The sequence below is a fragment of the Marinobacter piscis genome (assembly GCF_007671655.1).
In the GTDB taxonomy this organism is placed as follows: domain Bacteria; phylum Pseudomonadota; class Gammaproteobacteria; order Pseudomonadales; family Oleiphilaceae; genus Marinobacter; species Marinobacter piscensis.
The window spans coordinates 1,053,213-1,075,553 of record NZ_VCGX01000002.1 but is presented as its reverse complement, the minus strand read 5'-3'; the positions used below and the strand labels follow the sequence as shown (position 1 = coordinate 1,075,553).

18 protein-coding genes are annotated in these 22,341 nt (G+C 54.2%); 14 read left to right on the top strand and 4 right to left on the bottom strand.

The window, feature by feature from the left end:
* The first annotated feature begins 14 nt into the window (after nt 1–14).
* The 5 genes from pgm (at nt 15) to FFI95_RS10565 (ending at nt 6,662) form a co-directional block, all read left to right on the top strand.
* Nucleotides 15–1,586, top strand: a complete 1,572-nt coding sequence (gene pgm / locus FFI95_RS10585) for a phosphoglucomutase (alpha-D-glucose-1,6-bisphosphate-dependent) (RefSeq protein ID WP_144822356.1) — start codon at nt 15–17, stop codon at nt 1,584–1,586.
* Nucleotides 1,587–1,618: 32 nt separating this feature from the next.
* Nucleotides 1,619–2,371, top strand: a complete 753-nt coding sequence (gene nagB, locus FFI95_RS10580) for a glucosamine-6-phosphate deaminase (protein ID WP_144822355.1) — start codon at nt 1,619–1,621, stop codon at nt 2,369–2,371.
* A gap of 64 nt (nt 2,372–2,435) precedes the next feature.
* Nucleotides 2,436–4,439, top strand: a complete 2,004-nt coding sequence (locus tag FFI95_RS10575; RefSeq protein ID WP_144822354.1) for a polysaccharide biosynthesis protein — start codon at nt 2,436–2,438, stop codon at nt 4,437–4,439.
* A gap of 217 nt (nt 4,440–4,656) precedes the next feature.
* Nucleotides 4,657–6,102 (top strand): MBL fold metallo-hydrolase RNA specificity domain-containing protein, encoded by a 1,446-nt coding sequence (locus FFI95_RS10570; protein WP_144822353.1) that lies wholly within the window; start codon nt 4,657–4,659, stop codon nt 6,100–6,102.
* A gap of 191 nt (nt 6,103–6,293) precedes the next feature.
* The gene (locus tag FFI95_RS10565; protein WP_144822352.1) at nt 6,294–6,662 is read left to right on the top strand and encodes a histone-like nucleoid-structuring protein, MvaT/MvaU family; all 369 of its coding nucleotides are present in this window, start codon (nt 6,294–6,296) and stop codon (nt 6,660–6,662) included.
* Nucleotides 6,663–6,671: 9 nt separating this feature from the next.
* On the opposite strand, the gene FFI95_RS10560 is transcribed toward FFI95_RS10565, so the two are convergent.
* The gene (locus tag FFI95_RS10560; RefSeq protein WP_144822351.1) at nt 6,672–7,631 is read right to left on the bottom strand and encodes a GGDEF domain-containing protein; all 960 of its coding nucleotides are present in this window, start codon (nt 7,629–7,631) and stop codon (nt 6,672–6,674) included.
* Nucleotides 7,628–8,665 (bottom strand): response regulator, encoded by a 1,038-nt coding sequence (locus FFI95_RS10555; RefSeq protein WP_144822350.1) that lies wholly within the window; start codon nt 8,663–8,665, stop codon nt 7,628–7,630. Before FFI95_RS10555 ends, FFI95_RS10560 begins: the two co-directional genes overlap by 4 nt.
* A gap of 275 nt (nt 8,666–8,940) precedes the next feature.
* Here FFI95_RS10555 and FFI95_RS10550 point away from each other — a divergent pair, with 275 nt between their 5' ends.
* Together FFI95_RS10550 and sbcB are read left to right on the top strand one after the other, a co-directional pair.
* A complete protein-coding gene (locus tag FFI95_RS10550; RefSeq protein WP_144822349.1) occupies nt 8,941–9,792 on the top strand; it encodes a hypothetical protein in 852 nt (283 codons plus the stop codon).
* A 47-nt stretch (nt 9,793–9,839) separates the two neighbouring features.
* A complete protein-coding gene (gene sbcB / locus FFI95_RS10545; RefSeq protein ID WP_144822348.1) occupies nt 9,840–11,282 on the top strand; it encodes an exodeoxyribonuclease I in 1,443 nt (480 codons plus the stop codon).
* Nucleotides 11,283–11,324: 42 nt separating this feature from the next.
* Here sbcB and FFI95_RS10540 read toward each other — a convergent pair whose 3' ends face one another.
* Entirely contained in the window at nt 11,325–13,079 is a 1,755-nt protein-coding gene (locus tag FFI95_RS10540; RefSeq protein WP_246069476.1) for a hypothetical protein, read from the bottom strand.
* A gap of 552 nt (nt 13,080–13,631) precedes the next feature.
* Here FFI95_RS10540 and FFI95_RS10535 point away from each other — a divergent pair.
* Nucleotides 13,632–13,955, top strand: coding sequence for a type II toxin-antitoxin system RelE/ParE family toxin (locus FFI95_RS10535; RefSeq protein WP_144822347.1), 324 nt, complete (start codon nt 13,632–13,634; stop codon nt 13,953–13,955).
* Nucleotides 13,952–14,257 carry a helix-turn-helix domain-containing protein gene (locus FFI95_RS10530; RefSeq protein WP_144822346.1) on the top strand — a complete coding sequence of 102 codons (306 nt, stop codon included), beginning with the start codon at nt 13,952–13,954 and terminating at the stop codon, nt 14,255–14,257. Before FFI95_RS10535 ends, FFI95_RS10530 begins: the two co-directional genes overlap by 4 nt.
* A 67-nt stretch (nt 14,258–14,324) precedes the next feature.
* On the opposite strand, the gene FFI95_RS10525 is transcribed toward FFI95_RS10530, so the two are convergent.
* Nucleotides 14,325–15,785, bottom strand: a complete 1,461-nt coding sequence (locus tag FFI95_RS10525; RefSeq protein ID WP_144822345.1) for a flagellin — start codon at nt 15,783–15,785, stop codon at nt 14,325–14,327.
* Nucleotides 15,786–16,168: 383 nt separating this feature from the next.
* Here FFI95_RS10525 and FFI95_RS10520 point away from each other — a divergent pair, with 383 nt between their 5' ends.
* The 5 genes from FFI95_RS10520 to FFI95_RS10500 all read left to right on the top strand — a co-directional run bounded on the left by FFI95_RS10520 (nt 16,169) and on the right by FFI95_RS10500 (nt 22,295).
* The gene (locus tag FFI95_RS10520; protein WP_144822344.1) at nt 16,169–17,371 is read left to right on the top strand and encodes a flagellin; all 1,203 of its coding nucleotides are present in this window, start codon (nt 16,169–16,171) and stop codon (nt 17,369–17,371) included.
* Nucleotides 17,372–17,441: 70 nt separating this feature from the next.
* Nucleotides 17,442–17,876 carry a flagellar protein FlaG gene (locus FFI95_RS10515; protein WP_144822343.1) on the top strand — a complete coding sequence of 145 codons (435 nt, stop codon included), beginning with the start codon at nt 17,442–17,444 and terminating at the stop codon, nt 17,874–17,876.
* Nucleotides 17,877–18,079: 203 nt separating this feature from the next.
* Nucleotides 18,080–20,077, top strand: coding sequence for a flagellar filament capping protein FliD (gene fliD, locus FFI95_RS10510; protein ID WP_144822342.1), 1,998 nt, complete (start codon nt 18,080–18,082; stop codon nt 20,075–20,077).
* Between the two features lie 71 nt (nt 20,078–20,148).
* Nucleotides 20,149–20,541, top strand: a complete 393-nt coding sequence (gene fliS / locus FFI95_RS10505; protein WP_144822341.1) for a flagellar export chaperone FliS — start codon at nt 20,149–20,151, stop codon at nt 20,539–20,541.
* Nucleotides 20,542–20,549: 8 nt separating this feature from the next.
* Nucleotides 20,550–22,295, top strand: a complete 1,746-nt coding sequence (locus FFI95_RS10500) for a putative bifunctional diguanylate cyclase/phosphodiesterase (RefSeq protein ID WP_246069475.1) — start codon at nt 20,550–20,552, stop codon at nt 22,293–22,295.
* Nucleotides 22,296–22,341 lie beyond the last annotated feature (46 nt).

Sequence of the window (22,341 nt, the reverse complement as noted above, 5' to 3'; positions counted from 1 at the left end):
GTTACAGGTAAATAATGTCAGAAATTAATAAAATCATTGCTGCCTACTCCGAACGCACCCCCAACCCGGACAAACCCGAAGAGCGTGTGAGTTTTGGCACGTCCGGGCACAGGGGCAGTTCGCTTAAAGGCAGCTTTAATCATCACCACATTCTGGCCATTGCCCAGGCCGTGGTGGACTGGCGCAAGGCGCAGGGTATTACCGGGCCTTTGTTTATTGGTAAAGACACCCATGCGCTTTCGGGGCCGGCCATGGACTCGGTGCTGGAGGTGTTGTCGGCGAACGATGTGGCGATGCGTGTGGACTCAGCGGGAGGCTATACGCCCACGCCGCTGGTGTCCCATGCCATTTTGCGCCATAACGCCCGGGGTACGGGTGAGCTGGCGGATGGGTTGGTGATTACCCCCTCCCATAACCCGCCGGAAGACGGGGGCATAAAATACAATGGCCCGGACGGTGGCCCGGCCGATACGGAGGCAACCGGGTGGATTGAGAACCGCGCCAATGAATTTCTTGCGGCTGATATGGCCGGTGTGCGTACCTCGCCCCGCCGGATGGCGGTACTGGAGGCGGTACACTACGACTATGTGAGTGAATATGTGCAGGCGTTAGGCGAGGTGGTGGATATGCCCGCCATTGCCGCCAGTGGGCTGACCATTGGCGTAGACCCCATGGGCGGTTCGGCGCTGGCGGTGTGGGAAGCGGTGGCAGAGCATTACGGCCTGGCGCTGGAGGTGGTTAACCGCACCATAGACCCGGCCTTTGCGTTTATGCCCCCGGACCACGATGGCAAAATTCGCATGGACTGCTCCAGCCCTGCGGCCATGGCGAAACTGCTCACGGTCAAAGACCGTTTTGATCTGGCCTTCGCGAACGATCCGGATGCCGACCGCCACGGCATTGTTGACGCCGCCGGGCTGATGAATCCGAACCGCTACCTGGCCGTGTGCGTGGACTACCTGCTGAAACACCGTGAACACTGGCCGGACACCCTGGCCATTGGCAAAACCCTGGTGTCGTCTTCCATGATCGACCGGGTGGTAGCCGCCAACCGCCGTGAACTGTACGAAGTGCCGGTGGGCTTTAAATGGTTTGTGGAAGGCCTGCACCAGAGCCGTTTGGCTTTTGGGGGTGAAGAAAGCGCCGGGGCCAGTTTCCTCACGTTTGCGGGCAAACCCTGGAGCACCGACAAAGACGGTATTATCCTGTGCTTGCTGGCAGCGGAAATGGCCGCGAAAACCGGCAAGCTGCCCAGTGAGTATTACCAGGGGCTGACCGAACAGCACGGTGCGCCTTATTACCAACGCAAAGACTTCGCCGCCACAGAAGAACAGAAACAGCGATTGAAGGCGTTAACACCGGACGATATACCGTTCACCGAACTGGCCGGCGACCCGGTAACAGGCGTATTCACCGAAGCGCCGGGGAATGGTGCGGCCATCGGCGGGCTGAAGGTAACCACAGAGAACGGCTGGTTTGCCGCCAGGCCCAGCGGCACGGAGGATCTTTGCAAGATATATGCGGAGAGCTTCGTGGGGGCGGAGCACCTGGAGCGAATCTTTGAGCAGGCTGAGGGGCTGCTTTAGTGGCCCGTTTTTATCTTTCCGGTACAACACCCATGTATAAAATATTTAACACAGTAGACGACGTATCCCGCTACACCGCCCAGCGGTTGTTTGACCAGATTTGCGCCAAGGCGGATTCGGTTCTGGGCCTGGCTACCGGCAGCACCATGGAGCCTGTTTACGCCCGGTTGATGCAATACCTGGAGCAGGATCCGGTGGATGTGTCCCGGCTGACTACGTTCAATCTGGACGAGTACATTGGCCTGGGGCCGGAGCATGCCCAGAGTTATTGCTTTTACATGTACCAGCATCTGTTTAATCAACTGCGCATACCCGGGGAGCGGGTGCATCTTCCTGATGGCACTGCAGAGAATGCCGAGCGTGCCTGCCAGGCGTATACCGAGGCCATTCAGGCCATAGGTGGCATGGATTTGCAGCTGCTGGGCATTGGCACCAACGGCCATATTGGTTTTAACGAGCCCAAAACCCCGTTTGACAGCCGCACCCATGTGATCGAGCTTACCGAGCAGACCCGTATTGATAACGGCCGTTTTTTCACCGATCAGCGGGAAGTGCCTACTCACGCTATTACCATGGGCATTCAGGAGATTCTGGAGGCGAAGGAAGTGATTCTGGTGGCCACAGGCCCCAAGAAAGCGGCGATTATGGCGGAGTTGTATCACGGTGAGGTGAGCGAAGACTTGCCGGCGTCTGTTTTAAAAATGCACCGCAACGCCACCATTGTGATGGATAAAGAGGCGGCGGCATTGCTTCCGACGAAAGAGGGGCTGATTGCCGGGGCCTGAGTTGTGTGCACCAGGACCAGCGATTGACTGCCATTAGTGTTCCGCAGTTATCAGGACATGTTTCATGCTGAAAGAGCGCTTAATTGACTTAAGTTACGCCCAGAAGCGTTTGTTGCAGATTGTGGCAGACGTGGTGTTACTCTGGCTGGCTTTGTATTTATCTTTGTATTTGCGCCTGGGTGGTGAAGGCTGGGTATGGCCAGAGGGCAACGAACTGTGGTTGTTTGTTCTGGCGCCGATGACTGCTCTGCCATTTTATGTGGTAACTGGCATGTATCGGGCTGTGATGCGCCATTTTGGTGGACAGGCGCTGCTGACGATTTTTAAAGCGGTCACCCTGGGCTTTGGTACATTGTGTCTGTTTGTGTTTTTTTCCCGCGCAGCCGGCTTAGAATTACTGATCCCCCGCTCGTCTCTGGTCAGTTACTGGTGGCTGAGTTTGCTGCTAATTGGTGGCTTACGCCTGGCTGCCCGTGAGTACTTTGTTGGTGACTGGCTGCTGGCCAATGGCAGTGGGGCCGCTTTGCAAAACACTGAGCAGGAAGCCGGTATGCCGGTGGCGATTTATGGCGCCGGGGCCTCCGGTAACCAGTTGCTGGCGTCTTTGTGGGTGGGGCGTTTGTACCGGCCTGTGGCGTTTATTGATGATGATCCGGGCCTGATCGGGCGCAGCATTGCCGGGCTGCGAGTGTATTCTTCCCGAAACATTCCGCGGATGCTGGATAAAACAGGCGCTAAAGAAGTGTTTCTTGCCATTCCCTCTGCCAGCCGCGCCGAGCGCCAGAAAATCCTCCACAATCTGGCCCGCTTTCCTGTGTATGTGCGCACCATGCCCGGGCTGATGGACATTGCCAGTGGCAAGGTGAAAGTGGATGACATGCAGGAGGTGGATGTAGCGGACCTTCTGGGGCGGGACCCAGTGCCCCCGGAAGAAGCGCTGCTGGGCCGCTGCATTGATCAGCAGATCGTTATGGTTACCGGTGCCGGCGGCTCTATCGGCAGTGAGCTGTGCCGCCAGATTGTGAATAATGGCCCCACCACACTGATTCTGTACGAGCACAACGAGTATGGCCTTTACTCCATACACAAGGAACTGGAAGGCTGGGTACGGTCACAAAATCTTGATGTGCATCTGGTACCGATACTGGGCTCTATCCGGAATGGCTCGCGCCTGCGGGATATAATGACGGCCTGGGGGGTGGATACGGTTTACCACGCGGCCGCCTATAAGCATGTGCCTATGGTGGAGCACAATGTTGCCGAGGGTATTCTTAATAATGTGTTCGGCACCAAAAATGTAGCGCAGGCGGCCATTGTGTGTAATGTGCCCAACTGTGTGTTGATCTCCACCGATAAAGCGGTGCGCCCCACTAACGTGATGGGCGCCACCAAGCGCCTGGCAGAAATGGTGTTGCAGGCTCTGAGCGCTGAGCAGGCCCCGGAACTGATTGGCGATACCGAAGGCATCAGCCGGGTAAACCGCACCCGTTTCACCATGGTGCGCTTTGGTAATGTGCTGGGGTCTTCCGGCTCGGTAATCCCTTTGTTCCGCGAGCAGATTCGTCGCGGCGGTCCGGTTACCGTGACGCACAAGGACATTACCCGTTATTTTATGACCATTCCGGAGGCCGCCCAGCTGGTGATACAGGCAGGCTCCATGGGTCAGGGCGGGGATGTGTTTGTGCTGGATATGGGCGAGCCGGTGCGCATTGTTGAGCTGGCCCGCAAAATGATTATGCTTTCGGGCCTGACGGTGTGTGATGAGATGACGCCCAACGGCGATATTTCCATCAGCTTCACCGGCCTGCGCCCTGGTGAAAAGCTGTACGAAGAACTGCTGATTGGTGACAACCCCCAACCGACCCATCACTCAAAGATTCATCGGGCCGACGAAGCTTTTGTGCCCTGGCCAGAACTGCGCAAAACCCTTATGGCCATGCGTGCGGCACTGAAAGACGATGCGTATGAAGAGGTGCGGGAAATGTTGCTGCGTACGGTGCAGGGGTATGAGCCCAGTAATGGGATTGTGGATTTGATTTGGGAAAAGCGAAAATTGAGTATTCGGTAATGGAAGTTACGTACTGAAACATTTAGTATTGCCGGGCTTATGGGTGTTTGTCGGGTTCTTTATTCTGTTTGCAATCGGCGGTATTTATCGCCGAGTTCAGCTCAACAGTAAGGGAAGCATTGAAGGAGCAGAAAGCGCGTTGAATAAGCCGCAATAAGTCTGCACCCTGAGCTGCATACCTTTTATTTTTGTATTTTATGTCAACAAGGACTGTTGCATGATTAAAATTAAACACCATGGCGCTGTAAAAGGCGTCACCGGCTCCTGCCACGAACTGTCTCTGTCTTCGGCTGAGCACCACTCTGAAGCCGCAGTGTTAATTGACTGCGGCCTGTTCCAGGGCCAGGATGCCAATGGCCGTTCCTCCGCCGAGGATCTGGCCATTGATTTTCCCCTCGCGCATATCCATGCCCTAGTGGTTACCCATGTGCATATTGATCATGTGGGACGTATTCCTTATCTTCTTGCGGCGGGTTTTGAGGGGCCGATTGTGTGTTCCGAACCTTCGGCCATTATGCTTCCGGAAATTCTGGAAGATGCCCTTAAAATCGGTTTTACCCGGGACAGGGAGCTGATTGAGCGCTTTCTGGGTGTGGTTCGTGAGCGTTTGGTGCCTGTGCCTTATAACCAGTGGCACCCTGTGTTTTCAGAAGCTGGCAGTTCACTGAGCGTGCGATTGCAAAGGGCCGGGCATATTCTTGGTTCCGCTTATGTGGAGTGTGATGCCCGCAGCGGCGGGGAGGCCGAGCGCGTTGTGTTCAGTGGTGATCTGGGCGCGCCCCATTCGCCTTTGTTGCCGGAGGCGGTACCGCCGGAGCGGGCGGACCGGCTGGTGATTGAGAGTACTTATGGCGATAAAGATCATGAAGACAGGGCGACCCGGCGATACCGCTTAAAGCAGGTGCTGGAACATGCCCTGGAAGACGGCGGCACGGTGCTGGTGCCGGCGTTCAGTATCGGGCGTACCCAGGAGTTGCTGTATGAGATTGAGGGGCTGATTGCCGAGTTTGGGGATGAGGCCATTGAGGGGGTGCCGCTTGATGGCAAGCCGCTGACCTGGAGCCGGCTGGAGATTGTGGTGGATTCGCCTCTGGCGGCGGAGTTCACCCGTATATACCGCCGTCTGAAGCCCTTCTGGGATGATGAGGCCCGGGCGCGGGTGAGTGCCGGGCGGCATCCGTTGTCGTTTGATCAGCTGACGGTGATTAATGATCATGAAGACCATCTGAATGCCGTAGAGTACCTTGCCAGATCCCACCGCCCCTGTGTGGTGCTGGCCGGTTCCGGCATGTGTGCAGGTGGCCGGGTGGTGAATTATTTGCAGGCCATGCTTGGCGATGCCCGTAACGATGTGTTGTTTGTGGGGTATCAGGCAGCAGGCACGCCCGGCCGGGATATTCTTACCTATGGGCCGGGTGGCGGCTGGGTAGAGCTGGACGGCGAGCGTTATGACATTCGCGCCAGGGTGCATCAGGTGGGTGGGTATTCGGCTCACGCGGGGCAGAGTGATTTGTTGCGCTTTGTGGATGGCATTCCCCAGGCGCCGAAAGAGATTCGTGTGGTGCATGGCGATGCAGACGCCAAGGCCGCGTTTAAACAGGTTCTGGAGTTGCGGTTTCCGGAGTCGGAGGTTGTGATTCCTGTGGAGCCGGGTTCGGTTTAAATTGTATATATTGGCTGAAATAAAGCACAGAGTATTATTTTCGGCTCAATAATATGTCGGTTCCATAATATATTTTGCCATAAATGATTATGTTGATTATTATGTTCGCCTGATATTCGGTTGTGCATGCTGGTCAACATTTTTTTAATTCATATGGTGTTTAATCCATACTTTTTCAGGGGATTTGTTTTATGGCAAAGCTTAAAGACTACTACCAAAAGAAACAGCTGATGGAACAGCTTGCAGATGAGATCAGTAAGCTTGAAGAAGATGAAGCTCTCAAAAATGAACTGGCGTTTGAAGACAGTCTTCGTACGTTAATGGCTGAATACAATAAAACGCCAAAGCATGTGCTGCAGATTCTTAAAGCGATTGATCCTTCTCTGGCGCCCGCCAAAGCGGAAGGCGGTACAGGCACCCGTGCCAAACGCCCGTTGAAAACCTATAAGAACCCGCATACCGGTGAGGTGGTTAAAACCCGCGGCGGTAACCACAAGGTTCTGAATGCGTGGCGTGAGAAGTATGGTAAGGAAGCTGTGCAGAGCTGGCAGGAGGACTGATCAGCCGGCTCAGCCTTGATAAACCACAATCCGGTTTCTGCCGCTGCTTTTGGCGGCATATAATGCGTCGTCGGCCTGTTGCATCCATTTCATATGATTTTTAGGTGCGTGTGTTAATTGCGCAATGCCTGTACTGATTGTGTAATGGATGGGGCCGGCGGATGTTTTTACTTCACTGTTTTCTATTGCCTCTCTTATACGCTCGCATATAATGCGTGCCCCTTCTATATCGGTTTCGGGTAATATTATTCCGAACTCTTCCCCTCCGTAACGGCCCAGACTGTCGGACTGGCGCAACAGGCCTTTGACGGTTTTGGCGATATGCTTAAGCACTTCATCACCGGCCAGGTGGCCGTAGCGATCGTTTACGCTTTTAAAGGCGTCTATATCAAACATCACCAGGCTGGTGTTCTGGTTGTAGCGCCGGAAGCGTTCAAACTCGGCGTCGACCAGGTTTTCCCAGGTGGCACGGTTGAGCAGGCCGGTCAGCCGGTCTGTCATGCTCAGCCTGGACAACTGCGCGTTGGCCCGTTCCAGCGCCCGTTTGTGGGTGGCTATGTCGGTTACGTCGTACACCATCAGGCACAGTTTCTCGACCTCGCCGCTGCTGTTGCTCAGCGGGCTGATGGTGAGGTTCTGGAACATGTAGTCTTCTGTGCCGGTGATTGGCCGGGTGTTGCGGAAGCGGAACAGGTAAGGGCGCTGCTCCCAGGAGGTGAAGGCCCGGGTGTTGAGCAGGGTGACGGCATCTGCCTTGCGAGTCAGCCAGGCTTTCGGGATTTCCGGGAATACATCAAACAACACCCGGTTATGAATGTTGCTGGCGGTGATGCCACTGTGGTTTTCCATAAACCCGTTCCAGAGTTGTACCCGGAATTCCCGATCCAGCACGATCAGGCCCACTTCCACGGAGTCCAGCATGTCTGTCATCCAATGCAAAGACTGAGGAGTCGGGTTGTTTGCGGTCATGATGTACTCATCAACTGGTGTAGGTGTTGTTGCAAAAACGGCATGGAATCTTCGGTCAGCAGCACAAGCATGTCGCATTGTAGGCCGCGTTCTTCAAGGTTATAGCTGATTTCAATGCACAGCAGTTGTTCCTGGCGTGCGCTTTGGTTTTCCAGCAGTTCGGTTACCGGCTGTTGCTGGCCCAGTACAGTGGGGTGGCCAGGGCCGAGCATCATATCCAGCTGGTCGCCCATGCCTTTGAGGAAGGCGCCGAAGAGGATGCTGGACATGTCCATCAGAACCTCCACCTGGGTGGCTTCGCCTTTGGTTATGTCGTAACGCAGGAGTTCGGCCATTTTCCGGAAGTTGGCATCGGAAAACAGCAACAGGGCTTCACCGGCGATGTTTGCCCCTGTGAAGCCCTGGCACACTGCTGAGTAGGTGCTGCTGTTGTTGGCCGCCGAGATGGCCATGCTGAGTTCGGAGTTGGCGATAAGCGACACTTTCGGAACCGGCTGTTTAACAAACACCTGCAGCAGCCGCGCCAACAGATCCGACGCACGCCCCATGGCTATATTGGCCACTTCCTGCAGGTAGTCGTTCAGGGATAAGGGGATTTCCGGGAAGTCTGCGGCATCGCCGGGGTCCAGCAGGTCGTCGTTAAGAGCAGCGTGTTCCAGTTCGCCAGGGCGATAGAAGCCGTATTCCGCAAGCAGGGACAGCACAGCCCCGAGTTCTATGGGCTTGGTGATGAAGCCTATGGCTCCTAGGTTGCGTACTCGTTCCTGGGCTTTGGGCTGAATGTCGCCCGACACCACAATGGTCAGAACCGCCAGGTTTTCAGCCTGGACGTGCTCCAGAACCTGATAGCCATCCACTTCCGGCATATTCAGATCAAGAAACATCAGATCCACCGGCTGCGCCCGCAATCTGGCCAGTGCCTCTGCGCCGTTGCTGACAAACTGAAGGACATAATCCGGGCCTGGGGGCAGCGCCCGTGCCATTTGCTTTCTGGCAAGTAACGAGTCGTCGCAGATCAGTACACGGGTGGTCATGTTGGTGGCCAATGAGTGCTGTCGGGTGTGCGGGGCAGTATAAACAGCAAGGTTGTATGTGTATATATAAGCAACAGATATATCACAGGGTTTTACAATGTGTGAAATGTAACGGATTGTTATCGGGGTTTGTGATTTGGCTCACGCTCAGGGTTGAGCAGTATCCGCTATAGTGCGGTCAATTCAAATTAAAACAATGTTAGCTGTCAGTGCAGGCGCGTTGCGCGCTCTGGTCCATGTAGTCTGGCTCTTAACGCTTTCTAAGAGGCATTGCTATGAGACACCACAGGTACAGGTATGCGGCCTTTATTGCCATATATATGGGGGCGGTGCCCGCCGCCTGGGCGGAACTGGAGCCCATTACCGATACCGTTATGGGGGAAGTGACCGGGCAGGCGTTTATGCAGGTTGAGACTATTCCCGGTACCCACAGCTCCACCCGCATGACGTTGAATATGGATGTGGAAACCCATGTAAATATTGACGATGTGCAGGTTGGCCAGATAGACGGCGGTACGGATTTTTCTGCCCGGCATGTGGCCCTTGGGCACATTGCCCGCAACAACGGCGATCAGTTCAACGGTGTGACTTACAATGCCGGTGACAAGGTGCCGTTTGAGGCGCGTCTGCCTTACCTTGAGCTGGCCGAAGATGAGCACGGGCTTGTGGGCTTTCGTATGGGCTTTGGTCAGGCGCGGGGGTCTGTATCGTCCTCTACCGACAGTTTCAGTGGCGATATCGGTTTGCAGTTTGAGGATGGTTCCGGCGCATTGCATGATGCTGTGCTGATGGACAGTAATGGTGTTCCGACCAATAAACGGGCGACGCATATTGGCGTTGCTCCGGGTGATTGTGCAAGCGGAGCGACCTGCACGGCGGCATTAACCAAATTGCGCTCTGTTAACGTAGGTGAGGGGAATAACGACTTCACCGACGGCTTTTTTATTGGCTTTCAGCGCGAAGCCATGGACTGGCAGAAGCTGGACGGAACCGGCGCCATCAGTGTGGGCGAGGGCGTGTTTATTAACCTGCCGACGAACATGAAGGTAAACCTGGAGAATTTTGTAACCTCCGGAGTGGAACGTTTGCAGACCCATCCGGTGGATATGGGTACGAACCTGTTTTGATTTGCTAAACTTCTGCCTTTCATGATTCATATGGCAGGAGTCTTGTTTTGATCCGTTCGTTTTATTGGCACGATTACGAAACGTTTGGTGTGGACCCGGTTCACGACAGGCCGTCGCAGTTTGCAGGTGTGCGAACGGACGCGGATCTGAACATTATTGAAGAGCCGCTGGTGATTTACTGCAAACCCACGGACGATTACCTGCCTTCACCGCAAGCCTGCCTGATTACCGGCATTACCCCGCAAAAAGCCCTGGAAGAAGGGCTTCCGGAAACCGAGTTTATCGCTCAGATCAACGAAGCCTTCAGCCAGCCCGGCACGTGCGTGGTGGGCTACAACAACCTGCGCTTTGATGATGAAGTAACCCGCCACACCCTGTACCGCAACCTGCGCGATCCCTATGCCCGGGAATGGCAGAACGGCAACTCCCGCTGGGATATTATCGACATGGTGCGCCTGACCTACGCGTTGCGCCCCGAAGGCATTAACTGGCCCCGTAAACCGGATGGCAGCCCCAGCTTCAGGCTGGAAGAGCTTACCGAAGCAAACGGCATTGCCCATGAGGCGGCCCACGACGCCATGTCGGATGTGGAAGCCACGTTGGCGGTGGCCCGGCTGATTCGTGATAAACAGCCGCGGTTGTTTGAGTTTGTGCTGAACAATAAAGACAAGCACTCGGCCCGCACCATGCTGGACACAGCCACCATGAAGCCCGTGCTGCACATATCCGCCAAATACCCCGCCACCCGGGGTTGTTGCGCCATGGTTGCACCGCTGGCCGAGCACCCCGGCAACAAGAACCAGGTGATTGTATACGACTTGCGGGAAGACCCGGAAGAGCTGATCAACGCCACCCCGGAACAGATCCGTGAGCGGGTGTTTACCTCTCAGGCGGAATTGGGCGATGCGTCGCGCTTTCCGCTGAAAGGCGTACAGCTGAACAAATGCCCGGTACTGGCCCCGGCGGCTATGCTTTCTACCCTGTCCGCAGAGCGGCTGGAAGCGTTGCAGCTGAACGGCGATACCCTGCGCGCCAACCTCGCCCGCCTGAGAAAAGCCCCGGACCTAGCCGAACGCATCGCCGAAGCCTTCGACCAGCCTTATGAGGGCAACCTCACCGACCCGGACGAACAACTCTACGCCGGCGGCTTTCTGTCTCCCGCCGACCGCAGCGAACTCAACCGCGCCCTGCAGACCCCGCCGGACATTCTCGCGGAAGAAACCTTTCACTTCAGCGACCAGCGCCTCCCCGAAATGCTCTTCCGCTACCGCGCCCGCAACCACCCGGACACCCTCAGCAGCGAAGAATCTGAACGCTGGGAGCAGTTCCGCAGCCAGCGCCTGATGAACCCCAAAAAAGGCTGGCGCTCCCTGGAAGCCTACGGCCACGAGCTGCAGCGCCTGGCCAATGATCCGGAGCTTACGCCGGAGAAGCAGCTGATACTGGAGGAGCTGCATTATTATGGGCAGTCGTTGGTGCCGTATCTGTAAAGGAAGGAAAGGTGTCGGCCCATCGGGCCGGCACCTTAGCTATTACCTGCGCCGCTGAAAATACACACTCAATCCCTGCCCCAGCAAACTCTGCACCTCACTCCCCAGCGCCTCTGCCTGTATCTGTTTTTGCACGGGCTGGGTCGCCAGGCTGTGGCCGTCTTCATCGCGGGCTTTTACCAGTTTCCATTCCACTTCGTTGCTCAGCATTGCCAGCAGGTCTTTTAGCTGTGCTTTGTTTTGTGGATTAAACCAGCGGTCGCGACAGCCGCCGAGGCTGTAGAAGTCTTCCTCCTGAACCAGTGCCTGCCAGGTCGCATCCTGTTGGTGGTTCAGGACCATCCGGCGGAGTTGGCGCAGGGTAGTGCGGGTTGGTTTCAGGTTGTGTTGGGCGATGAGGGTGCGCATCTGGCGGTCGCCGGTTGTTTGCTCTGTGACCGCGGTGTGCAGGTGCACAACAGCCCCGGAGCTGGCAGCTGTGTGAATCAGTTGCGCCAGTGAGAGATCGGTCATGGCCGGGGAGGGCAGGCGGCCGATTTCTATCCAGTGCACTTGCTGGCCGTCGGCAACGAACTGCTGAGCGATGGACCAGGGCCAGAATACGATGTTTCGCACATTCGTTTCTGCCGCCATGCGGGTGCCTTTGGCGATGTTGGCCAGGGATTCGTCTACAGCGATCACTTCTACATCGGACAGGTAGTGAGCCAGTTCCATAGCGCGCTGGCCGGAGCGGGCGCCGCATACCATAATGCGCAGGGTGTCTGGCAGTTTGTCGGTCTGGAGGCCGAGTTCGTTGGCCATGATGGCTTTCAGGCTGTTTTTCTCGTGATAAGCAAGTGTCGACCAGGACGGCCAGGCCTGGGGTACGTCGGTTTTGTCCAGGGCCAGCTCTTCAGCCTTTTCATCAAAGCATTGTTTGATGCTTTCTTCTTCGGCGCGGTGGTAGTAGCTGGTGGCCATAACCGGCTGCAGTGCCAGGGGCCAGTCCACCAGGTTCCACTGCCCCAGGTGTACGGCAAAGTCCTGATGGAACAGGGCGCCGTACATGGCGCTGAGCATTAGTGAGCCAGTCAGCGCCGTTTGCGGCTCGCCCATGATGAGCTGGGCTTTGAGGCTGTCATTGATTGCCGCGACCAGGCGTGCTTCGTCCTCTGCAGCGGGCAGGGCATAGCCGGTGCGGTCGGCGTACCGGGCGATGGCGAGGGCGAGTTGCTGAAGCTCATCGCGCAGTTCTGCAGTTTGTGCCACTTCTGCCACAATGGCCCGGCGCAGCATAACAATCAGTTCTTCCACGGCCGGGTCTGGCATGAGTGTTTTTTGCAGGGCCAAAATCAGCAGTTCGTCGGTGCCCGCTGCATCCAGATGAATCTCTGCGTCTGGGTTGTCCAGATCGTATTGCAGGCGGATGATCGCCCCCACAAACCGCCCGATTTCCTGATGGGGCAAGCCTTCGTGTTTTAGCAACGCAATGGCATCCAACGCCAGGTTGTTATCGGCTTTGTTAACCGCAAGGTGTTGCGCGCACGAAAGCATGCCGCTGTAAACAGAATCCCATTCGGTGCCGGTTTCCAGCAACTTGCGGTAATGCAGGTAGGCCACATCGTACTGCCCCTGCAACCGTTTGGCATGAGCCACACCACAGAAAGCGGCGGCGGATTGCCGGTCGTAGTCCAGAGCCTGCAGGAAGTGCTGTTCCGCCAGGGCAGGGCGCTCGGTTTTCAGGGCCCAGTAGCCAAGGTTGGCGTACTGCTGCGCCTGTTGGGAATGGGATTCCTGAATGTGATGTTTGGCTTGCATGGGATACCTCATCTACCTGCCGCTAAATTCAAAAATTGCGGCAAAGGCCTGCAGTTTTTGGTTGTTTGCTGTGGTTTGTATGAGGTGTAGCGAAAGGTGTGCCAGTTTTGTCGTGAGCTCGCTTCTTATTGCTCAATATGCTCGGAGCTTGGCTCAGTATTGAGAGTGGGTGCGTGGTAGGTTACCTGCTAATTTGTACATACGGATGTAAGTACAGGCGCGTGTAAAGTGTTTCGAGTGCCAGGTTACAAGGCCGTGATATCAGTGCCTTTGGCGGCTCGCATAAGTTAGGGGTGAATAAAACTTAGTCCTTTTTAGTGAGCTCACTGGCTCTGAGTGAGAGGTATTCGGCAATGTCCTCGCCAACCAACTGTTCCTGGTGATCGGTTAGAAGAATTTTTCTTGTTGCCATGCTAAGGCCTCCGGATTACTGATTGGCATATAATGCCAATCGTGTGAGTGCATGCCAAAGAGCGTTTACTATTCAAATCAGCAGTTGAAAGAAATAGGAGTTATCATTTATGATGACCTCTGCTATGGAAGGACTGTTGTATGAAATGGACGATTCAGTTTTACGCTGGCGTGGAGAGAGATATTCTTTCAATGCCACCGAAGATACAGGCGCGAATGATCAGACTCTTGGAAATGATAGAAATACACGGTGCCAATCTCGGGGAGCCGCATACGAAACCATTAGGCGCTGGGCTATTCGAAATACGAGCTAAAGCTAAGGAGGGTATCGGGCGAGGGATTTTCTGCTATATGAATAATCAAGCGGTAACTGTTTTGCACGCCTTTGTTAAGAAGGATCAGAAAATTCCGAAAAAGGAATTGAAGGTGGCGCTGGACAGGTTGCGGGAGGTTAAAAAATCATGAGTTTGGAAGCACTAAAACAGAAAGCATTGCAGAACGAGACGGTCCGTACTGAATATGAAAAGCTGGCGGACGAGTTTGACCTGATGAATCAATTAATCACCATGCGAACCAATGCAGGCTTAACTCAGGAAGATCTGGCGAAGCGAATCGGAACGGCAAAAGGCAATATTTCCAGGCTCGAGCGCGGAAAAGGAAACCCTAGCTGGGCGACACTGAAAAAGTATGCCAATGCCTGCGGTTATCAAGTGAAGCTGCAAGCGGTTTCCAGCAGCATGATCTCACCAAGTGCAGTGAACGAATAATTCCATACCGATAAAGCGCAAAAAGCCCGACTCGGACATCCGAATCGGGCTTTTTCGTGCCGGGCTATTAGCCCTGCAGCAACTGCAACACCTGCTGCGGCCGTGCGTTCGCCTGAGAGAGTACCGACAAACCCGCCTGCTGCAGCACCTGAGTGCGGGCCAGTTCGGCAGATTCCGCCGCAAAGTCCGCATCGCGAATGCGGCTGTTGGAGGCCGAGAGGTTTTCTGAGGTAGTGCTCAGGTTGGCGATGGTGGACTCGAAGCGGTTTTGCACGGCGCCGAGTTCGGCGCGGTAGCCGTTGATCTGGTCGATGGCGTAGTCGACGGTAACCATTGCTTCGTCAGCGCCTTCAGGTGTCGATATATCCAGATTGTTCATTGATCGTGTGTTGGCTTTCGCAGTAGCGCTCGTACTGAGTGTAAAATTATCCGGGGTGCCGTCACCGTTGAGGTCCGCATCCATGTTTACTTCAAAGTCTTCGCCATGCTGAGCTGAAAAAATAATATTGGTGTTTGATTTGTCAAGGTTTGCTTTCACGCCTGTATCGTTTGCCTTGGCGTTTACCTGGCCTACAACATCCTGGAGTGATCCTACATCGTTGGCAGTGAAGCTGATGCCATTCACTTCAAACTCAAATGATCCGGTATTGCCGGCTTCAAAAAACTTGTCCAAGCCGCCACCCAGCGCGTTCAGGTTGTCTTCGTAAACTTTGTTGGGAGGTGTAGCGTTATCTGCAAGATTAAAGTTAACGGGAACGTCTGCCCCGGAAGAGTTGATAACGGTAATGCGGCCGGTTTCGTTATCGCCCTTAATGAGTAAATCCGAATTGGTGTTATTGTCATTAATCAGACTTGCTAAGCCCTCAACATCGCTGACAGTGTTGTTGATGTTGTAGGATTTCTCGCCAATGGTTACTTCACCAACTACCAGGGTGCTGCCATTGATTGGTATGCGGCCTGTTTCACTGCTGACAGGTGTAGTTTGGTCAAATAAATCCGTTGTCTGAGCTATAACACTACCCAGCTGGCTTCCCCTGGAGTCCAGCCCACTAATCCCGATAGTCTCACCAGAATTCGCCCCCACCTGAAATGTCTGCGTACCAAACGTCCCATCCAGCACTTTCAATCCGTTAAAGGAAGTCTGGCTGGCAATCCGGTTGATTTCTTCAACCCGCTGCTGAACCTCTTCATTAAGAGCCTGACGGTCAGAAATGCTGTTGGTGGCGTTGGCCGCCTGAACCGACAGTTCACGAATCCGTTGCAGATTGTTGGTGATCTCATCCATCGCCCCTTCCGCCGTTTGGGCCAGGGAGATGCCATCGTTGGCATTTCGCTGAGCCTGATTCAGGCCCGAGATCTGCGATTGAAAGCGTTCAGAAATGGCAAGGCCAGCCGCATCATCTTTGGCGGAGTTGATTCGCAGGCCGGATGACAGGCGTTCAAGAGCCGTGTTCGCCTGGCCCTGTGACGCATTGAGGTTTCGTTGTGCGTTCAATGACGCCATGTTGGTGTTGATAACCTGAGACATATCGTTCTCCCTGTTCAGAGATGCCGGAAGCTCAGAGCCTGTTAGCCAGGGCGCCTTGCCGGCGGAAAATCGTTAAGTTGCCGTTTTGCAGGGATATAAGCGAAGGTCGTGCCAGGATTGGAAGTTTTCTTTTATGGTATTGGTTTTGTTAGGTTTTTTTGATTTTGTGTTGGGTGGCCTGCGCACTACGCGCCAAAGAGCCGACACATACAAACGGAAGGGCGTTGCCGCTTTTTACGGTGTTTTACAAAGAATTTTTTATTTTCCCTAAAGCAACCCGAAAGGCTGCCGTTAAGTGAAGTAACAGGGCGGCGCTCCCAACCTAGAAGCCGGGCGCCAGGCCTCTTCCATGAAATAAAGACTTCTGTTGAAGGAGAAGCATAATGGCTCTCGGAATTAACACTAACGTTGCATCACTGTCTGCTCAGAATCAGTTGAGTAAGTCTCAGGGAATTAACGATCAGGCGCTGGAGCGGTTGTCATCTGGTTTACGGATCAACTCAGCCAAAGATGATGCGGCTGGAATGGCCATTTCTACACGCTTTCAATCGCAGATCTCGGGTCTAAATGTTGCTACCCGTAATGCGAACGACGGCATCTCCCTGGCGCAAACCGCTGAAGGTGCGCTGGATGAGATTACTAATAACCTCACGCGTATTCGGGAACTGTCTGTTCAGTCTGCAAACGCGACCAATAGTGCTTCAGACCGGGAAGCACTCAATGATGAAGTGCAGCAGCGCATTGCTGAAGTTGATCGTATTGCAGCACAAACAGCTTTCAACGGTTTGAATGTATTAGATGGCTCTCTTAAATCACAGAGTTTTCAGGTTGGTGCGAACGCCGGTCAGACCATTGGTGTTGATCTTGCGCAGAGTGTGCGTACAGCGGATTTTGGCGAGTTGGCTATCGCTAAGAGTACAGTGACCTTTAGTGATGATCTCGAAGCGGGTGGCACTGTAAAAATTACTGTGGGCGATAATGATGCAACGACAGTAACTTTCGACATTGATGCGGATGTTCTGACCACCGCTAAAGCTACCGTTGGGTCGGATCCGGACAATCTTGGTGCTGATGAGGTTACCCAGGAGGCGCAGGATGCTGCTCGAGCCACCGTCCTGAGTACTATGTCTGATCAGATTAATGATCAGGTGGGCGGGGTATTTGCTTCGGCCAATGAGGATGGCGACGGCCTTGAAATACGCTCCGCGCAAGCGCTGGATGTGGCTGAGGGAAATGGCATTGCTGCGGATGCAGGTGTGGCAGTAACCAGTGGTAATTTGGGCGATGTCACGGTTGATACCGTCGCGAATGCCAACGACGCCATCATGCGAATGGATGCAGCGCTGGATACGGTTAACAAATTCCGTAGCGAGCTGGGTGCGGTCCAAAACCGCTTCGAATCTACCATCGCCAACCTGAGCACCTCTGTAGAGAACCTCAGTGCCTCCAACAGCCGAATTCTGGACGCCGATTTCGCCGCAGAAACCGCCAACCTGGCCAAATCCCAGGTGCTGCAGCAGGCCGGTATCTCGGTTCTGTCTCAGGCTAACGCCCGTCCGCAGCAGGTTCTGTCCCTCCTGCAGTAAGGGGCTAGCGGTAACAGCCGGAACTTTCGGGTTCCGGCTTTACGCCGTTTGAGTATAGCGAGGTAATGCTATGAATGACGTTAACCTGAATAACCCGGGCCTGAAGCTGCTCACCGCTGGTGGCAGGTCTCCGGTGAAGGCAATGCCGTCATCTCAGGCCGAGGAGAGGAATGCCTCTGATCTGGCTTCTCCATTGTCAAAAAACCAGCAGCCGCTTGACCTGAAGGCCGCCAGTGAACTGTCCGGTGCGGATACGTTGAAAAAAGCCGGCGAGGCTCAAAGCGAAGGCCTAGGCCAGGCGGTAAGTCAGCTGAACGATTATGTTCAGCACGTTCAGCGCGATCTGCAGTTTGAGGTGGATAACGATCTGGGCCAGACTGTTGTTAAGGTGGTGGATCAGGAAACTCAGGAAGTCATCCGGCAGATTCCCGATGAAGTGGCTTTGAGGTTGGCAGAGAAATTGCAGCAGGATGAGCCGCTGACGTTGCTCAACATTAAAGTGTAAAAACTTGCCGCTTTTGTGGCTTTGTTGGCTTCGCAACTTCAGCACCGCCGCCTCTTATAGGGAGCCGGCGGTGTTTTTGGTTTGGCTGGCCGCGAAATCCACGAAAGAACACGAAAAATGAATATCAAAAAAGGCAAAGTTTTGCCGCTTCCGGCCGTTAACGGTAATAGTACAAAGATTTGCCCCCACGAGGAGGCTTGGTTATGGCAGGTATTTCATCATTAGGTATTGGCTCCGGCGTTCTTAACTCGGATCTGGTTGATCAGTTGACGGCCGCAGAGCGCAAGCCTACGGAAGTGCGGCTGGATCAGAAAACAGAACGCACTGAGGCGTTGATTTCAGCTTATGGCATGCTGCGCAGTGCTGTTACTGAGTTGCGGTTACCGATGCGGCAGCTTGGCTCTTCGGATGCCATGAAGTCTTTTTCTGCTTCGTCTTCCGGCAGTAATGTTGAGATTTCTGTAGATGCCAGCAAGGCTGCTCGCGGTTCTTATAGCGTCGATGTCGTCGGCCTTGCTGAAGCCCAGGCGCTTGCAAGCGAGCAAACCTTTGCTGATCGCGATGCCACCAGCGTTGGTCAGGGCACTCTTACGCTTCAGGTGGGCGACAAAACCACTGAGATTACTATTGATTCCAGCAACGACACTTTGCAGGGGTTGGCGAACACTATTAATGACGCCAACAGCGGTGTATCGGCTGGCATAATTGATACTGGTAGTGGCTTTCGTCTGACGCTTTCCGCTGATGAAACAGGCGCGGCTAATGCGGTGAAGATTACCGCTAACGAAGACGCTGGCGCTGAAGGCCTGGCACGCTTCGCGTTTGATCCGGCAGATAAATCCGCCAATCCGGACATGAAGCAAACCATCGATGCTGCCGATGCGCAGATGAAAATAAACGGAGTACTGGTTACTCGTTCAACCAATACTGTGGAGAATGTAATAGATGGGCTGACCTTCGATTTGAAGGAGACCGGCCAATCGACTGTCAAGGTTGAACAGGACACAGGTAAGGTAGCAGAGCGTGTTCAGTTATTCGTAGATAAGTTCAACGAGCTTCAGGGGACCATTCGAGAGCTGTCGACATTTAATAGCGACACCGGTCAGGGCAGTATTTTAACGGGTGATTCCACCGTTCGTAATATTCAAAACCAGCTCAAACGTGTGCTCACGGATATTGTCCCCGGGCTGGAAAATGCCAGTGTGCGCAGTCTGGCGGATGTGGGTATCGGGACTGATTTTCGCACCGGTGAGCTTCAGTTTGATAGCCAGAAATTTCAACAGCAGCTTCGGGAAAACCCTGATGACGTAACCGCTTTGTTTGCAGAGCAGGGCAGAACGACTGATTCTCAGGTGGAGTTTGTGCGTAGCGGCTCTGGCACGATACCAGGCAGTTACGATATTGATGTTACCCAAATGGCCACCCGGGGTAACTTGAACTATTCGGCTGCCGATACCGGAACGGTCACTGTTAAAGCAGGCAATCGGTTTACCTTTGAGGTTGATGGCGAAACTCAGGTTAATGTGCATTTGGAAAATGCACCGGATGGATCACCGCTTTCCAATACAGGCGATAACTTTACTGGTGAAGAGTTTGCTGCAGCTATGCAGCAGGCTTTGAATAACAGTACGGAGTTAAAGTCTGCAGGCCGTTCGGTGCAGGTAGCCTGGGATGCGACAGACGGGCTTACCTTTACATCTGGCAAGTACGGCAGTGATTCGAATGTACGATTGACCGGGGCAATGAACGTACCGGGGCTGAATGCCAAAGATGGAGAAGCTGGTATAGATGTAGCTGGAACCATTAACGGCCAGACTGCGAAGGGTGATGGCCAGGTGTTGTATCTGGCGAACAGCGACAATAACGAGGCGGCCGGTCTGCAACTGCGAATTACCGGCGGTGATGTGGGCAGACGGGGTGCCGTTAATTTTATTGAAGGGGTGAGTGAACGGGCCGTTGATACCATCACCGATATTTTGGGCGCCGAAGGAGCCCTGAGCTCTCGCACTGAATCGCTCAACCGGGATCTGGAACGTATTCAGGAAGACCGCGTGAAGCTGGATATGCGTATTGAGAGTTACCGTGAAAGGCTGGTAAGCCAGTTCAGCTCCGCCGATTCACTGATATCTCAGCTAAACAACACCCGCGATTACGTAACACAGCAATTAGCGGCGCTGGCTCCGCAAAATAATAAAAACTGAGGGTAAAAAACCTGAAGTTTTGTGAATTCCGGCCGTTACACGGTTCAGAACAGGATGTAATGAGGTAGATTATGAAGGGTTTACAGGCGTACCAGCGTGTTAACACTCAGACCAGCATCACCGATGCGGACCCGCACAAGCTGATCCAGTTGCTGTATAACGGTGCTCTGGAGCGAATCAACATGGCCAAGGCCCGCATGCAGGCGAAAGATTATGAAAGCAAGGGCAAGCTGATTGGCAAGGCCATTGAGATCATTGGCGGCCTGCGCAGCTTTCTGGATTTCGAGAAGGGTGGTGATCTGGCAGCTCGCCTTGAAGGCCTGTATGACTACATGGAGCGTGCGCTTCTGGAAGCCAGTGCCAGGAACGATATGGCCAAACTGGATGAGGTGGCAAACCTGCTTCGGTCGGTGAAAGAAGGCTGGGACGGCATACGCGAAGAGGCGGTGGCTCAGGCGGGTTGAGGTAGCAGGTGCTGAAGGCTATAGCCGACTGGGTCGGTGCTATGGTGCCAGGTGCGCTCGCCGCTCTCCGATACCGTGATGCTGAAAACCACAGGGCTCTCACCGAGTGGCACCGGGCCCTGTTTGAAAACCATCCGGATGGTGTCTATACATTTGATCTTGATGGCCACTTCCAGAGCTGTAACGAGGCTCTGGAAAGAATCACCGGCTATTCAGCCGGTAGTATGCACAATCTTCATTTCAATACCTTTATTGAGTCTGATTACCGCGCTCAAACCCAGGCTGGATTCGACAAAGCCCGAAACGGTGAGGTGGTTACATACGAAACCATGGGCATCCATGCCTCCGGCTCTCCCTACTATTTGGAGATCACGAATTTCCCGGTCACCATCCAGGGTGAAATCGTGGGTGTCTACGGGCTCTGCCGGGATATTACCCGCCAGAAGGAACAGGAAGCTCAGATTGCCTACCAGGCTACTCATGACCTTCTTACCGAGTTGCTCAATGATGCCTCGTTTCAGAAAAAGCTGAGTGATACACCGATTGAGGAGGATAACCGAAAGGCGGTGCTGTACCTGGACCTGGATGGGTTCAAATCCATCAATGATGAACTGGGTCATCATGTGGGTAATCAGGTACTCAGAAAAACGGCCCGACGGCTTATCGAGCTGACACCACCCGGAGCGACCGTTGCGCGATTGGTCGGCGATGAATTTGGTGTGTTGATTTCCGATTACAGAAGCCGGGATGAGATTATTCAATTGGTTGAGCGAATACTGGTACACCTTGCTCAGCCAATCGAAGTGGATGGCCAGATGGTTCACATCAGTGCCAGTATCGGGATTGGCTCTGACTGTGGGCCTCTGGATGGTGCTGAAGACCTGCTTCAGTTTGCCGATGTCGCACGGGAACGGGCCAAGCTTGGAGGCAAAAATACCTGGCAATGGCACAGTGGCCAAAGGGCCGAACACAGCATCAACAGTGTAAACCTGAGGCATGATCTTCATACCGCATTGCAGGAAAATCAGTTCGAAGTCTATTATCAGCCCCTGATCGATACTGTGACCGGGCATATCTGCAGTTTTGAAGCTTTGGTACGGTGGCATCACCCCGCCCGGGGACTGATCTCTCCCGGTGAGTTTATTCCATTGGCTGAGCAAACGGGGCAGATCGTGCCACTTGGCCTGTGGATTCTCAGGCAAGCCTGCACAGAAATAGCGGAGTTCAATGCCTGCCGCGAAAAGGCGCTGGGTGTTGCCGTGAATATATCTTCGCTGCAATTCATTCGTGACAGTTTTCTGGATGACATCCGGCAGGTACTGACAGAAACCGGGCTTTCACCGCAGATACTGGAGCTGGAAGTGACCGAAAGTGTGTTGCTGGTTGGCACGGAGCCTGTGATCGAGTTGATGGAGGCGCTGAGAACGCTGGGCGTGCGTGTGGCTCTGGACGATTTCGGAACCGGCTTTTCCAGCTTGAGTTACCTTCGGGATCTACCCGCTCAGAAGTTGAAGCTTGATCGGGTTTTTGTAGAGGAAGTTACAACGGATCGCCGGGTTGCCGCTATTGTTCAGGGCGTGATAACGATGGCCCACCATATGGACATGGTCGTGGTGGCAGAAGGCATTGAAACCTGGGAGCAGCAGAACGATCTGGTTCGCAGGCATTGCGATATTTTGCAAGGCTACCTGTTTGCAAGACCTATGCCTTTGGCCGATCTGAAAAAACTCCCTGCCAAAAACTGGCTAACGTAGCCCCAACGCTGTTGAGGGCGAGTCGTGCGCCGCAGGCAAGGTTTAT

What these genes read in the sequence shown, in the direction of transcription:
- FFI95_RS10535 (WP_144822347.1), top strand. Translation starts at nt 13,632, where the DNA reads ATGAAATGGACGATTCAGTTTTACGCTGGCGTGGAGAGAGATATTCTT.
- fliD (WP_144822342.1), top strand. Translation starts at nt 18,080, where the DNA reads ATGGCAGGTATTTCATCATTAGGTATTGGCTCCGGCGTTCTTAACTCG.
- FFI95_RS10565 (WP_144822352.1), top strand. Translation starts at nt 6,294, where the DNA reads ATGGCAAAGCTTAAAGACTACTACCAAAAGAAACAGCTGATGGAACAG.
- FFI95_RS10550 (WP_144822349.1), top strand. Translation starts at nt 8,941, where the DNA reads ATGAGACACCACAGGTACAGGTATGCGGCCTTTATTGCCATATATATG.
- pgm (WP_144822356.1), top strand. Translation starts at nt 15, where the DNA reads ATGTCAGAAATTAATAAAATCATTGCTGCCTACTCCGAACGCACCCCC.
- FFI95_RS10570 (WP_144822353.1), top strand. Translation starts at nt 4,657, where the DNA reads ATGATTAAAATTAAACACCATGGCGCTGTAAAAGGCGTCACCGGCTCC.
- FFI95_RS10520 (WP_144822344.1), top strand. Translation starts at nt 16,169, where the DNA reads ATGGCTCTCGGAATTAACACTAACGTTGCATCACTGTCTGCTCAGAAT.
- FFI95_RS10530 (WP_144822346.1), top strand. Translation starts at nt 13,952, where the DNA reads ATGAGTTTGGAAGCACTAAAACAGAAAGCATTGCAGAACGAGACGGTC.
- FFI95_RS10515 (WP_144822343.1), top strand. Translation starts at nt 17,442, where the DNA reads ATGAATGACGTTAACCTGAATAACCCGGGCCTGAAGCTGCTCACCGCT.
- FFI95_RS10555 (WP_144822350.1), bottom strand. Translation starts at nt 8,665, where the DNA reads ATGACCACCCGTGTACTGATCTGCGACGACTCGTTACTTGCCAGAAAG.
- FFI95_RS10575 (WP_144822354.1), top strand. Translation starts at nt 2,436, where the DNA reads ATGCTGAAAGAGCGCTTAATTGACTTAAGTTACGCCCAGAAGCGTTTG.
- FFI95_RS10560 (WP_144822351.1), bottom strand. Translation starts at nt 7,631, where the DNA reads ATGACCGCAAACAACCCGACTCCTCAGTCTTTGCATTGGATGACAGAC.
- nagB (WP_144822355.1), top strand. Translation starts at nt 1,619, where the DNA reads ATGTATAAAATATTTAACACAGTAGACGACGTATCCCGCTACACCGCC.
- FFI95_RS10540 (WP_246069476.1), bottom strand. Translation starts at nt 13,079, where the DNA reads ATGCAAGCCAAACATCACATTCAGGAATCCCATTCCCAACAGGCGCAG.
- FFI95_RS10525 (WP_144822345.1), bottom strand. Translation starts at nt 15,785, where the DNA reads ATGTCTCAGGTTATCAACACCAACATGGCGTCATTGAACGCACAACGA.
- fliS (WP_144822341.1), top strand. Translation starts at nt 20,149, where the DNA reads ATGAAGGGTTTACAGGCGTACCAGCGTGTTAACACTCAGACCAGCATC.